Annotated in this window: 10 protein-coding genes; 3 read left to right on the top strand and 7 right to left on the bottom strand. The window is 43.8% G+C overall.

Annotated elements, in window-relative coordinates; translation table 11 throughout:
- Positions 1-116: 116 nt before the first annotated feature.
- The 3 genes from MKY01_RS13850 to MKY01_RS13840 all read right to left on the bottom strand — a co-directional run bounded on the left by MKY01_RS13850 (position 117) and on the right by MKY01_RS13840 (position 3,884).
- Entirely contained in the window at positions 117-947 is an 831-nt protein-coding gene (locus MKY01_RS13850) for a PRD domain-containing protein (RefSeq protein WP_047842771.1), read from the bottom strand.
- Positions 948-1,371: 424 nt separating this feature from the next.
- Positions 1,372-2,814: a 6-phospho-beta-glucosidase gene (locus tag MKY01_RS13845; RefSeq protein WP_339287162.1), complete on the bottom strand. Its 1,443-nt coding sequence runs from the start codon at positions 2,812-2,814 to the stop codon at positions 1,372-1,374.
- Between the two features lie 239 nt (positions 2,815-3,053).
- Positions 3,054-3,884, bottom strand: a complete 831-nt coding sequence (locus MKY01_RS13840; protein WP_339286670.1) for an amidohydrolase family protein — start codon at positions 3,882-3,884, stop codon at positions 3,054-3,056.
- Between the two features lie 322 nt (positions 3,885-4,206).
- Between MKY01_RS13840 and MKY01_RS13835 the strand changes: the two genes are divergently transcribed.
- Both MKY01_RS13835 and MKY01_RS13830 read left to right on the top strand, forming a co-directional pair.
- The gene (locus MKY01_RS13835) at positions 4,207-5,934 is read left to right on the top strand and encodes a cellulase family glycosylhydrolase (RefSeq protein WP_339286668.1); all 1,728 of its coding nucleotides are present in this window, start codon (positions 4,207-4,209) and stop codon (positions 5,932-5,934) included.
- Positions 5,935-6,065: 131 nt separating this feature from the next.
- Positions 6,066-6,965, top strand: coding sequence for a manganese catalase family protein (locus MKY01_RS13830; RefSeq protein WP_282321597.1), 900 nt, complete (start codon positions 6,066-6,068; stop codon positions 6,963-6,965).
- 187 nt (positions 6,966-7,152) lie between these two features.
- On the opposite strand, the gene MKY01_RS13825 is transcribed toward MKY01_RS13830, so the two are convergent.
- From MKY01_RS13825 to MKY01_RS13815, 3 genes are all read right to left on the bottom strand, one after another.
- Positions 7,153-9,135 carry a sucrose-specific PTS transporter subunit IIBC gene (locus MKY01_RS13825; protein WP_339286665.1) on the bottom strand — a complete coding sequence of 661 codons (1,983 nt, stop codon included), beginning with the start codon at positions 9,133-9,135 and terminating at the stop codon, positions 7,153-7,155.
- Between the two features lie 26 nt (positions 9,136-9,161).
- Complete coding sequence (locus tag MKY01_RS13820) at positions 9,162-10,637, bottom strand: sucrose-6-phosphate hydrolase (RefSeq protein ID WP_339286663.1); 1,476 nt, start codon at positions 10,635-10,637, stop codon at positions 9,162-9,164.
- A 147-nt stretch (positions 10,638-10,784) separates the two neighbouring features.
- Positions 10,785-11,768: a LacI family DNA-binding transcriptional regulator gene (locus tag MKY01_RS13815; protein ID WP_339286661.1), complete on the bottom strand. Its 984-nt coding sequence runs from the start codon at positions 11,766-11,768 to the stop codon at positions 10,785-10,787.
- A gap of 767 nt (positions 11,769-12,535) precedes the next feature.
- On the opposite strand from MKY01_RS13815, the gene MKY01_RS13810 reads away from it, so the two are divergent.
- On the top strand, positions 12,536-12,721 hold the full coding sequence (locus MKY01_RS13810; protein WP_339286659.1) for a toxin-antitoxin system HicB family antitoxin: 186 nt from the start codon (positions 12,536-12,538) through the stop codon (positions 12,719-12,721).
- Positions 12,722-12,792: 71 nt separating this feature from the next.
- Here MKY01_RS13810 and MKY01_RS13805 read toward each other — a convergent pair whose 3' ends face one another.
- On the bottom strand, positions 12,793-13,302 hold the full coding sequence (locus MKY01_RS13805) for a hypothetical protein (protein WP_339286658.1): 510 nt from the start codon (positions 13,300-13,302) through the stop codon (positions 12,793-12,795).
- Positions 13,303-13,312 lie beyond the last annotated feature (10 nt).

Here is a 13,312-nt window from a genome sequence, read left to right as displayed (position 1 = left end):
CCTTCTCATGACTTAGGTTTTGCCTGCATAACCAGTAACAATCCCAGTTAAATCGTATTAAATTCCTGTTAATCACATATTATTATAATTAAACCATTTTTGTCAACATTTAAATATTATCGATTAACCACTCGTTCGATATGAACCGTCAGATACAATTTTTCTTCATTGGTCAACTCATGGTTGTATTCCTTTTTGACAAACAACTCAATTTTCTCCGTACACGCTGCGGCATCCGGATGTTTCTCCTTAATCATGTCATAGAAATGATCATAGTTGTTGTCATAATGCGTACCACTGAGCACACGCTGGGAGAAGAACTTCAGATGTGTGATAAAGCGAAAATAACTGAGAGAGTCCTCATCAAATTCCATTTTGAAATGATATTTCGCTATATTAATAATCTGTTGGATAAACTTCGTAATATTCATCGTTGTAATAACTTCTTCGTTCATCTCTGCGTTAACAATATGAAGGGCAATAAAAGCGGCTTCATCGGGTGGAAGCTCAATATTCATTCGGGTGTTGATCTGTTCCAGCGTCCTGAGGCCCAGTTCGAATTCGGACTTATACAACTGTTTGATCTCCCACATTAATGCGTTCTTGATCTCCACGCCTTCCCGATAACGTTCAATCGCGAAGTTAATATGATCTGTAAGAGATACATAGATGTTCTCATTCAGCTTTCGGCCCAGATTCTCACGCGCATACGTGATGATCTCTTCCACAATTTCAATTAGTTCCATTGGAACTTCGCGCAGCAGCATTTTGAAATTATCGGATGTTTGTTTGTTTTTCAATGCAAATACTTTCTGGATGCGGGTCTCGTCTACTTTATCCCCCGGCTTTTTCTTAAAGGCAATCCCACGTCCCATCACCACAAGCTCTGCTCCATCCGCCTGATAGATGCTAATGACGTTATTGTTGATAACCTTTGCTATTTTCAATTCAATCCCCCCGTCACGTTCCACTCTCTTGGCAGTTATACATCGTCTTTTGGGCATACAAAAAAAACCTGAAGCATCACAAAATAAACAAGACATGGTGGTCTGCTTTTTTTGGTGCTTAGGTTTTGCCTACTTCGAGTAGTAACAATCCCAGAAACGATATAATTGCGTCAAGTATAGCGCGAACCTGACTATATGTCAACGCTTTCAATGTGAGGACAATCGGAAGTCCCATGGTTATATAAATTGAATTAGAGAATATTTACACTAGCTACTCCGATGACAGAACAAGCTTCCGATCGCTGTTATCCCCAGATTTTTTCTGTCCTCTCCGCTTTGTGTAAATGTTTAGTTCAATTTATATAGATGAAACTTCCGATGTTTTATTGCCGTACAAGACCATTTTAATTCAGAAAAATATAAATTACGCGTCACCCAGGTTTGTTCCGTTGGATTCGATCACATTTTTGTACCACTCAAAACTCTTCTTCTTCAGTCGTGTCAGCTCACCTTGACCTTCATTATTACGATCCACGTAAATGTAGCCATAACGTTTTCTCATCTCACCTGAGGAGGCACTTACAATATCAATAGGTCCCCAGCTGGTGTAACCAATGATGTTAACGCCATCCTGAATGGCCTCACCCATTTCAGCTACATGTCGTTTCAAGTAGTCAATCCGGTACGCATCATCCACTTCATCTTCCGGTGTAACCTCGTCATTGGCACCAAATCCATTCTCAACAACAAACAGCGGCTTCTGATAACGATCATGTAGTTGATTGGCGGTAATACGGAATCCTTTAGGATCAATCGTCCAGCCCCACTCGGACTTCGCCAGATATGGATTGGCTACCGAGCCAAATACATTACCACTGGTCATATTTTTGATAACTTCCGGATCGGTGCTGGTTGTACGACTTGAATAATAACTGAACCCGATATAATCTACGGTATGATTCTTCAAGATTTCCGCATCACCCGGCTGCATAACAATGTTCAACTCGTGATCTTTGAAGAAACGTTTGGCATAACCCGGATATTCCCCACGTGACTGCACATCGATGAAGAAATAGGACTCTCTATCTTTTTCCATGCCCTGGAACACATCTTCCGGATTACAAGTATACGGATAGAAGCTTCCTGCGGCGAGCATACACCCAATCATTGCACCAGGAATAATCTCATGACATGCCTTGACTGCCAGTGCACTTGCAACCAGTTGGTGGTGAGCAGCCTGATATTGAATTTCCTTGATGTTATCCCCTTCATTAAACGCCAGCCCCGCCCCAAGGAACGGAAGATGTAACAGCATGTTGATCTCATTAAATGTCATCCAGTATTTCACCTTGTCTTTGTACCGAGTGAATACCGTTGTAGCGTAAGTCTCGAAAAGAGTTACCAGTTCACGACTTCTCCAGCTGCCATACTTCTCGATCAGATGCACAGGCACATCAAAGTGAGCCAATGTAACCACAGGTTCAATGCCGTTTTTCAACAATTCATCAAATAGGTTATCGTAAAATTGTAATCCGGCTTCATTTGGCTGTGCATCTTCTCCTGTCGGGAAAATCCGTGCCCAAGCAATGGAGACACGCAGTGCTTTGAATCCCATTTCTGCAAATAAAGCAATGTCTTCAGGGTAACGGTGATAAAAATCGATTGCTTCATGCGAAGGATAGAACTCGGTAGCAAGCGGCGTAAAAGCTGGAACATTGCCTTTCATAATACTTCTGCGGTTCTCTCCTGTTGGCAGCAAGTCAACAATACTCAGCCCTTTGCCATCTTCCAGATACGCGCCCTCCGCCTGATTGGCAGCAATGGCTCCGCCCCACAGAAACTCTTTGGGAAACTTAAAATTCGTCATCATCATTCTCCTTCCAAATATGTAATTCAGCTACCCGCTCAAATCGTTAGAATATTAAAAAGACAAAATAGAAAAAACCCGAACCAGCCTGGGTACACGATTACGTGTAAACAAGCCAGCTCAGGTTATGCCCATATCGGTAACATTCCCAGATCATGATTATGCGGATTGGATAAAACTTTAGCAAGAATCAGAACAGTTGTCAACTTCTTGAAACCGGTTTAGCTTCGGATTGCCCACTACGATATTTGATAGAACGCAGCACATGTGCCGCCAAGAATCATCTGTTGATCTAGTATAGGTAGGCCATTAATGTGACTTATAATGAGACCGAATACTTCAGAATATGGAGCTGAAACGTTGCTCACGGGCCAGTCGGACCCGAACATTAACCGTTCTGCACCAAAGGCTTCTATGGCGATATTCAGATAGGCTGTAAAATCCTTTGGAGTCCAATTTGCCCAGTCTGCTTCCGTCACCATCCCTGAAAGTTTACAGTACGCATTGGGTTGTGCGGCCAATGACTCAAGCGCTTCTTTCCAGGGTGAGAGTATACCTGATTTTATGTCGGGTTTGGCTAGATGATCAAGTACAAATCGCTGTTCAGGAAACGCCTTAACCAGTTCAACGGCATAAGGCAGTTGCTCCTTGGACACCAACAGATCATAGGCCAAATCATACTCCTTAAGCAATGAAATTCCGCGCTGAAAGTCTTCTCTCAATACATACTTCAGATCAGGTTCATCCTGTATGACATGACGTACGCCCTTCAGATACGGATTGGACGCGAACAATTCAAGCTGATTCCGAACTTCATCCGAACAAAGGTCCACCCATCCGACAACACCTTTGATACATTCATGCTGATCTGCCAACTGCAGAAGCCACTCGGTTTCTGTCAGTGATTGTCTGGCTTGTACCGCAATACATCCATCCAGTCCTGATTGCACCAATAAAGGTTCAAGATCTTCCGGAAGAAAAGATTGACGAATGGCTTTCATCTCTTCGCCAATCCATCCGTACTCGGCGGCATTGTATTCCCAGAAATGTTGATGTGCATCCAGTTTCATATTAGATCCCTCCCAGGGTATTTAAATCTAATTATCGTTCAAAAGCAACCATATGATTTTCATTTCCAATGAAATAAACGCTCATTACACAATCTATTCATATGACAAAATCACTGATTTTCACATGATTTTTATTCCAATTGTGCAGGTATTGTCCAATATTAAATCATGATATAGTAAATTACGAAAACGCTTTCAGTACATAAATCGGTGGTGATTCCAGTATTAAACAAGTGAATTTTTGTTTGCGTTGAGCTCTATTTTCACCCTGCTTAACCGCTATTCACGTTCAACCATTCTCTATTCGAAGGAGACTATATTAATGAAAAAAAACCGCAAATCAGTCCTATCTCTTACGCTTGTGACTGCCCTGATTCTATCTCTATTCTCCTCGGCTATGGCTTCAGCTGCAACTGACAACAGCGAACAGGCCAATACCTCACCCGCTCCAAGCAAAATGCAGACCTACGTGAACGCCATGGAGCCTGGCTGGAATCTGGGTAACTCTCTTGACGCCGTTGGTGAAGATGAGACAGCCTGGGGCAACCCGCGCATTACGAAGGAACTAATTCAGTCGATCGCAGATGAGGGCTACAACAGTATCCGTATTCCTGTGACCTGGGAAGCCCACATCGGTGACGCACCCGACTACACAATTGATTCCGCTTACATGGATCGGGTTCAAGAAGTAGTAAACTGGGCCCTTGATGCGGATCTCTACGTCATGATCAATCTTCACCATGATTCCTGGCGCTGGATCAGTTACATGGAGAAAGACCATGACAATGTGCTTGCACGTTACAACGCTGCTTGGACTCAGATTGCGGACAAATTCAAGGATTCATCCGATAAGCTTGTGTTTGAAAGTGTTAACGAACCACGTTTCTCCGAAGGTGGCACAACAGATGCAGCGATTGGATACCGCATGCTGGACGAGTTGAATACTTCTTTTCACAAGATCGTAAGAACTTCGGGTGGAAACAACGAGACACGTCCACTTGTACTTCCAACGATGCATACCTCTTCCGCTCAGCCTGATCTGGATGAACTGAATAAAACCATCCAAAAATTGAATGACAGCAATATTATTGCAACCGTTCACTACTACGGGTTCTGGCCATTCAGTGTGAACATCGCAGGTTACACCAAGTATAACGAGGAAGTACAGAAGGACGTTACCGACACTTTTGATCGAGTATACAATGCTTTTACAGCGAAAGGCATTCCGGTTATCGTTGGTGAGTATGGCTTGCTTGGTTTTGACCAACACACAGGTGTCATTGAGCAAGGCGAAAAACTGAAATTCTTCGAATTTGTTGGACAATATCTGCGTCAAAAACAGATGACAACGATGTTGTGGGATAACGGACAACACTTCGGACGCACAAGTTTTACTTGGTCTGATCAGGAATTATTTGATACCATGAAAGCCAGCTGGACAGGTCGCTCATCCACAGCCGAAACGGATCTCGTATATCTTAAACAAAATGAAGCCATTCAAGATAAGAAGGTAAAACTCAATCTGAATGGGAACAAATTCAATTCGTTGAAAAATGGCACTACCCCTCTTGTAAGAGGTAAAGACTATACGATCAAAAAAGATGTGCTTACGTTTAAATCCAATCTGTTAACCAAATTGACAACCTCTGGTGATTTGGGCGTAAATGCCACACTCACGGCTGGATTCAATGAAGGTGCTGACTGGAACTTCAATATCATTAAATATGACACACCTAAGTTGAACGATGCAACAGGTACAACCAGTGCATTTGCCATTCCGACTACGTTTAACGGGAACCAACTGGCAACGATGGAAGCAACATATGCAAACGGAGAAAACGCTGGTCCACAGAACTGGACTTCGTTCAAAGAATTCTCCTACACATTTAGCCCAGATTACGAACGTAATGTGATTGAGCTGAAACCTAACTTCTTCAATGAAACCAATGATGGCGAAGTCACGCTTAAGTTCCATTTCTGGAATGGAGATGTGCTGACGTACAAAATCACGAAAAATGGAACCAGCGTTGTTGGCGTAACTTCCAAATAAGAACTCATCTAACGTTCTGTACAGAGCTTTAAGCTCTGGCAGAACGTTTTGTTTTTGTTTCACAATTGATTGAATAACGTACAAGTGGCCCTTCATACCTTTACACTAACTAGGATTGAGGGGGAAATGTCATGTTTAAACGTGTAGACCGTCTTGCCATCGAACTACCCATATCCAATAATCCGGACCCTAATGGAGCTAGTGCAGTTCAGGAGTTGCTTGGTGGAAAGTTCGGGGAAATGTCAACATTAAATAACTATATGTTTCAGTCATTTAATTTCAGAGGTAGATCCAAGCTGCGTCCATTTTATGACATTGTTGCAAGTATTACTGCGGAGGAATTCGGCCATGTCGAACTTGTCGCCAATACGATTAACCTCATGCTTGAAGGTTCAACATCACCAGGTGACCCAGACTCCACACCACTGCGTGTTGGTAAAGATGCACGGATGACGTCACACTTTATCGAATCGGCCCAGACAGCGCTCCCGTATGACTCCATGGGAAGACCCTGGAATGGTTCATATGTCGTGAGCAGTGGCAATCTGATCTTTGATCTGCTGCATAATTTCTTTCTTGAATGCGGAGCCAGAACTCACAAAATGAGAGTCTACGAAATGACGGACAACAAAACAGCCCGAGAAATGACAGGTTATCTGCTTGTTCGCGGCGGTGTGCACGTTCTGGCGTATGCCAAGGCACTGGAAATTGCAACGGGTGTGGATGTAACAAAGATGTTTCCTATTCCAAAACTGGATAATAAAGCTTTTGAAACGACACGTAAATGGGAAGCCATGGGCGAGCACCGCAGACTGTACACGTTTAGTGACAAGGATTATCAGGGCATTGCCCAGATCTGGAAAGGAACACACCCAACCGATGGCGGTAAACTGGAGGCTTTTGCAGGCTTGCCGGGGTATGGGGGGCCAGTGCCTGAGCTACCTGATCTGCCGGAAGAATTTGCGCCAGGGATATCCGCAGAAGATCTGATGCAGATTGCAGAGCGACTGAAACGTCACGCTGGCCTGTAGGATCACGATTAACGTTTGTTTTTCATAGGGCGTCGATTGGATAACCGTAAACTGGTGCTGCCTCGTGTACTAGAACTTTTTATTTAATTATATTATTGATGATCTGTTTCTTTAATTTCATACGATTATACACAAAAAAAGGGAAACGGGAGAGTTACATCTCTACCATTTCCCTTTTAATGTGCCACTATTGTGGCTCAGTAAATTTCACTATCAGTACCGCTTCTCCATTGGCTTGCACACGACCGGTTGAGGCTACTGTAACAGTTGCTATCGCTTCGTTTCCACTTGGGATCAACACAGGTGTAATCAAAGGTAGACCCGCAGCCTGAATGACATCCATGTCAAATTCGATCAACAATTGACCTGCAGTTACACGATCTCCGCTATTCACATGTGCGGTAAAACCGTTTCCTTTCAGTCCAACCGTATTAATTCCGATATGAACCAACATCTGTGCACCTGTCTCATGCTCCAGAATCACCGCATGTTTACTCTTGTTCATGACATGTGCGATGACACCATCAAACGGTGCATATACTTTGCCTTCTGATGGCTCGATGCCAACGCCCTCACCCATATGTTTTTCCGAGAACGCCGGGTCAGGAACCTGCTCCAGAGCAACGACGGTACCGTTCATTGGCGAAGCGATTTCGAGAAAATCTACCTTAGGACGATTGCTTGTAACGGCATCGGTAACTGAATTAATACGCGGATTAAATTCCTCTGCTTTAAGTTCAGTTGATGTTACTCCACTGTTCTCATGGCTCACCGATTCTTCTGCGACCGGTTGATCCTTATATCCGAAGAACCAGGTAAGTGCAAATGCAATCGCCATGGCAACCACGTTGGACAAGATATACAACGGCAGTTGGCTGTTCAGATAGAGCAGTGTACCGGGAATAACCGTTACAGCCATGCCTGTACCCTGCAGATGGAACAAGGAAGCGATGAAACCACCTACACCACCACCAACAAGTCCCATAATAAATGGTTTCATATAACGCAAGTTAACTCCGAAGATCGCTGGCTCCGTAATGCCCAGAAATGCGGACAAGGAAGAAGGTAATGCGAGTGCTTTGAGTTTCATATTTTTGGTCTTCAGACCGACTGCGAGACAAGCCGCTCCTTGTGCTGCCATGGCACAGGTAATGATGGCGTTGAACGGATTGAATCCCGTTTTCTCCAGTAGCTGAATCTCCAGGAAATTAAAGATGTGATGTACACCGGTAACGACAATAATCTGATGGAAGAATCCAATGATAATACCTGCGATTCCAAACGGCAGATCCAATACGGCAGTTGTTCCATGCAGCACCCACTCTTCTAGGGAATGGAATACGGGACCAATGGCGAAAAGTCCAAGCGTAATCATGACTGTCAACGTAATAAAAGGAGTCAGAATTAAATCCAGTGCCTCGGGTACCCGTCTTCTTAGTACCTTCTCAAACTTGGCTCCAATCAAACCTACAAAGAACGCGGGCAGAACCGAACCTTGATAACCCACGACAGGTATAAAACCGAACATATGCAGCGGCTGTGCTGATCCATCTGCCACCGCGTAAGCATTGGGTAATGCAGGATTGACCAGCATTAGCCCCAGTACGATACCAAGTACTGGACTTCCGCCAAATACGCGGAATGCGGACCACGCTACAAGTGCAGGTAGAAATGCAAATGCGGTATCCGTCAGGATTTGAGTGAACAACAGGAAATTGGCCGAGATATCATCCGGTGTTGCACCGAATAACGCCAGAATTTCATTCTGGGTAAGTAATCCGCGCAATCCCATGAACAGTCCTGTAGCTACCAGTACGGGAATGATGGGTACAAATACGTCACCAAACGTGCGGATAGCCCGTTGAAAAGCATTTCCTTCTTTTTTCCCCTGACTCTTCACATCTTCCTTGGACGTTCCTTCGATGCCCAGCTTCTCAACCTCTTCAAAGATTCGATTCACTGTTCCCGTACCAAAGATAATCTGATATTGACCTGAGTTGAAAAAGGCGCCTTTCACCTTCTCAATATTCTCGACCGTTTTCTGATCAATCTTTTCTTTATCTTTCACCATGATGCGAAGACGAGTTGCACAATGTGCAAATGATGCGATATTCTCTTTGCCCCCGATGGCATGAATGACTTCTTGGGCAATCCGTTGATTCTCCGACATGTTATCTCATTCCTCTCACGTAATACTTAATAATTCCATTGAGTTGCTTCAAAATCAGCTTTGCCTCCGCGTGCAAAGAAACGAATGTCCACGCTGTCCCGGCTTGGGAAAATGCGGCTGGTAAAGACCTCTTCCCCATCGTTCACAAAGATCTCGACCGAGGACGAATCTACGAACAGATGGAACTTAATCACTTCCGCAGTAAGTGTGCACTGCCGTACAACGCCATTCTGCTCTGCCAGCTCGGTACCAGACATGGTCCGATCCAAGACAACTTTCTGCTGAATCCGATCATACAGAAGAACCGTTTTTTCAGTTCCATTTGCCCGGAATTCGATGCCTACAACCTCTGCTTCTATATGGCCTATCTCACATATCAGTTCATAGGCAATCCCATTAAAACCAGTGAAAGATCGACTCTCATTATCAATTGTTGCGCGAACATGTGTACCTTTATCCTGCTGACGTAATTGGACCATCTCTTCAACCGGTTGTTGAATTAACTTACCGTCACGGAATGACAATTGCCGAGGAATGGTCAGGCAATGAGCCCAGCCACTATCGTCTGTTGGATATTCCAGATCGGGAAGTCCCATCCATCCAACCAGAATACGTCTTCCGTCCGGGCCCTGCATCGTCTGCGGCGCATAGAAGTCGAATCCACGATCCAACTCCTGAAATTCATCATGATTGAACTCTCTCGTCTGAAGATTGAGCGGCTCACCGATCAGATAACCGGATTGAAAAATATTCTGATAATGATCTCCCGCTGCATCTAAGCCTTGCGGGGAAAAGACAAGTACACCTTTCCCGTCCATCTCCATATAATCCGGGCACTCCCACATGTAACCAAAGGAGGTTAATTGCGTACGAATTTCACCAAGGAACTCCCAGTTGTTCACATCAAAGGAGCGATACAGCACTGTACATCCCGTCTCGTCTGTTCTCTGCGCACCAATTACACAATAATACGTGTCTCCTTGTTTCCACACCTTGGGATCTCTGAAGTGTTCCGTGTATCCGGCTGGCACAGACGAGATCACGGGATCATTCAGTTTGGTTACTGAACCGCTTTCATCCATAACTGCCAAGCATTGATACGGATGTCTGACCCAATCCTCATCTCTGGTATTGCCCGTGTACAGCAAGTGCAGCTTGCCGTCTTTTTCAATCGCACTGCCGGAATAAGCTCCGTGTGAGTCATACCTGCCACCCGGTTCGATTCCAATCCCGACATTTTCCCAGTTCACCAGATTCTTCGAGCGGGTATGATACCAGTATTTCATGCCATGTTCTGTCCCAAGTGGAAACCACTGATAGAACAGATGATAATAGCCTTGATAATATGCAAAGCCGTTAGGATCATTAAGTAGACCTGTTATCGGCTGAATGTGATAACTTTGTCTCCAAGGACATACGGATATCTGTGCTTCAAGCTTCGCAATCTCTCCAGGCTCTGCTTGCTCAATTCGTCTGTAGCGTTGCTCTCTAGTCATTTTCATAGCTGTTCTCCATTCAAAATATAGGAACCGGTTCCATTAGGCGCAAAAAAATAATTCCATATGGCACTAATGCCTGCCCGTATTCGCATATCCGTATTGGATATTCATAATGGAACCGGTTCGATGGAATTATCATAAAGGATGTTTTTATAATTTGTCAACGCTTTCTCGAGGAATTAGTTCTACGTCCAGTGTTGTTCGTTCCTCCACCGACTCGCCTTTGACCAGTCGAATAATGTGATTCGCCGCTACTTTGCCCGCCTGTAAATAATGGTATTTCACCGTCGTCAGCGTGGGATGAATCATCTCCGTAATATCATATCCGCCAAATCCCGTAACAGACAAATCTTGCGGTATGCGGATTTTATTGGAGAATGCAATCTTCATCACACCCAGTGCGATATTATCCGTGGCCCCCACGATGATCGTTGGTGTGATTTCTTTCAGAATGGCTTCAGCAGTAACGATGGCTTCAGACATCTTGAAGCTTGTCTCATAATACTTCACTTCACATCCACCACACTCGGCGATTGCTCGCTGGAACCCTTGTTTACGATAGATTCCTACCGCCCGATCCCTCTCGCTAACCCCCATATACACGATCTTGCGGTGACCCTGTTCGACGACATATCTGCCCATCTCATAACCTGCCTGATCATCATTGTGAACCAAACTGTGCAGTTGCTCATGCTGCTGTCCCACCAATAACACCGGAATCCGTATATCCTCAACGGCCTTCAGATGTGCTTCGGTCACTTCAGCAGCCAGCAGAATAATACCCGATACCTTCTGTCGTGCAAAATCATAGATGGCATCAATCTCGCGTTGCATGTCCTGACTCGTGTTTGCGATCAGCATCTGATACTGATTACTCCGCAGTTCTTCATCAATTCCGATCAATGTCTGTGATGTTGCAAAAGAATCAAGACGTGGCACAACCGTACCGATGATACTGGTCTTCTTAGCCTTCAGACTCTGTGCAAATGTATTGGGAACATAGTTGTATTGTTTGATAATGCGCTCAATCTTCTGGCGTGTATCCTCACTAACCGATCCGCCATTCAGGAAGCGAGAGACCGTGCTTTTTGCCACACCTGCCATCTGAGCGATATCAGAAATCGTTTTATTCATAAAGACTCCTCTTGTTTCTATTAGCTATATAAATTGAACTCAAGAATATTCACACTTACCACTCCGATGACAGAACAACCTTCCGATCGCTGTTATCCCCAGATGTTTTGATTTACTTTTTCAAAGGTGAACATCCGGAGATAAAGGCGAACGCTCCGCTTCTTCAGGTTCTTTCTATCCTCTACGTTCTCGTGTGAATGTTTAGTTCAATTCATATAGTTTACCTTTTATTATACTTCGAAACGCAAACCGATAGGGAATTGGATTCAACTGGGTCTAGTACAATATCGATTACAATGTTAACCAACCACAAAAGCCTGATGGAGTATACGTTTGTTCGGGCCATCAGTGCAAGAAAAGAACGCTTCTTCATATTCCCCAGTAGAATCCAATATGATAACTTTAGACTCCGGCATCACAGTTGCGGATTAGTTAGAAGCAACGATTCGCACTTTCATTTCCGAAACCAAGCAGGAGAATTGGTAACCATCAAAAAGGAACAACCACTAAAGGCGACGAAAGTCAAAGAAGTACTGGACCGGAAGGGGGTGTAACACCTTCCCTTTCCTAGATTCTCATCATATCCTATTCGAAAACTGATGGAAAATAAGGATTTAGTGTACTATATGACCCTGCCGTATACGATACAAATCAGACCCATTAAAGACGAGAGCGGTGATTATTTCTTCGCAACTGTTGCGGAATTAGATGGGTGCCACAAAAAAAATGATACCTTTGAGAAAGCATACTAGAGCGTTTGGGAGGCCATGGAGGGATATTTAACGGTAAAGCTGGAATACGGTGACGTCATTCCTGAGCCGATTGGTGAGGACGATTACAGTGGTAAATTCAATTTGAGGATTCCAAAGAGTCTGCATCGGCAATTAATTGAACGCGCGGCAGCCGATAGTGTTTCGTTAATTCAGTATTGCCTGTACAAATTGAGTAAATAAGAAAACGATCCAGTCCTTAATTTTAGGTTTGGATCGTTTTTTCATGTTTGAATCTCTTATGAGAATAATAATTATCTCCTTGAGTTCCTTTTGGGTATATCGAAATTTTTTACGATAATATCTGTTATGAGTTTTACTGAGTAAAAAGAGCCCAATGACATATACCAAAAGAAATAAAACCAAGTCGTGACACCTATGGAAGCTAATATCTTAAAAGGCGCTGGTGGTAAAGCGGTAATAATAATAGACAGTATAACAACTATCAAACCGTATGAGATTTGACTTTTCAGACTTGTATATAAACTTTTCTGAAATGTTGGGAAAAATTCTCTTAATCTGGAGAAAGCCGGACTTTCTTGGAGAGTTATGATAAGTGTAAGAAACACTCCAGACACCCCAATAACTATAGAAGCAAAGCTTACTACACTGCCCGCTACAGTTCTTACATTTGTGAGTAGGCCGAAGTAGTGCAAAATACCCGATAAAATACCGAGTCCGACACAAATCAAAAACGAATGTTTGATCCAAGTGTCCTCCACTTTCTCGAATAATTTTTCTGACACTTTTTTACCTTCGGCCAAATTCTTCACC

The organism is Paenibacillus sp. FSL R5-0486 (assembly GCF_037975155.1).
In the GTDB taxonomy this organism is placed as follows: Bacteria; Bacillota; Bacilli; order Paenibacillales; family Paenibacillaceae; genus Paenibacillus; species Paenibacillus amylolyticus.
This window is presented reverse-complemented; position numbering and strand designations above follow the sequence as displayed.

Excerpts from the sequence above, each read along its gene's own strand:
- MKY01_RS13845 (WP_339287162.1), bottom strand. The coding sequence starts at position 2,814 with ATGACGAATTTTAAGTTTCCCAAAGAGTTTCTGTGGGGCGGAGCCATT.
- MKY01_RS13840 (WP_339286670.1), bottom strand. The coding sequence starts at position 3,884 with ATGAAACTGGATGCACATCAACATTTCTGGGAATACAATGCCGCCGAG.
- MKY01_RS13835 (WP_339286668.1), top strand. The coding sequence starts at position 4,207 with ATGAAAAAAAACCGCAAATCAGTCCTATCTCTTACGCTTGTGACTGCC.
- MKY01_RS13830 (WP_282321597.1), top strand. The coding sequence starts at position 6,066 with ATGTTTAAACGTGTAGACCGTCTTGCCATCGAACTACCCATATCCAAT.
- MKY01_RS13825 (WP_339286665.1), bottom strand. The coding sequence starts at position 9,135 with ATGTCGGAGAATCAACGGATTGCCCAAGAAGTCATTCATGCCATCGGG.
- MKY01_RS13820 (WP_339286663.1), bottom strand. The coding sequence starts at position 10,637 with ATGAAAATGACTAGAGAGCAACGCTACAGACGAATTGAGCAAGCAGAG.
- MKY01_RS13815 (WP_339286661.1), bottom strand. The coding sequence starts at position 11,768 with ATGAATAAAACGATTTCTGATATCGCTCAGATGGCAGGTGTGGCAAAA.
- MKY01_RS13810 (WP_339286659.1), top strand. The coding sequence starts at position 12,536 with ATGGAGGGATATTTAACGGTAAAGCTGGAATACGGTGACGTCATTCCT.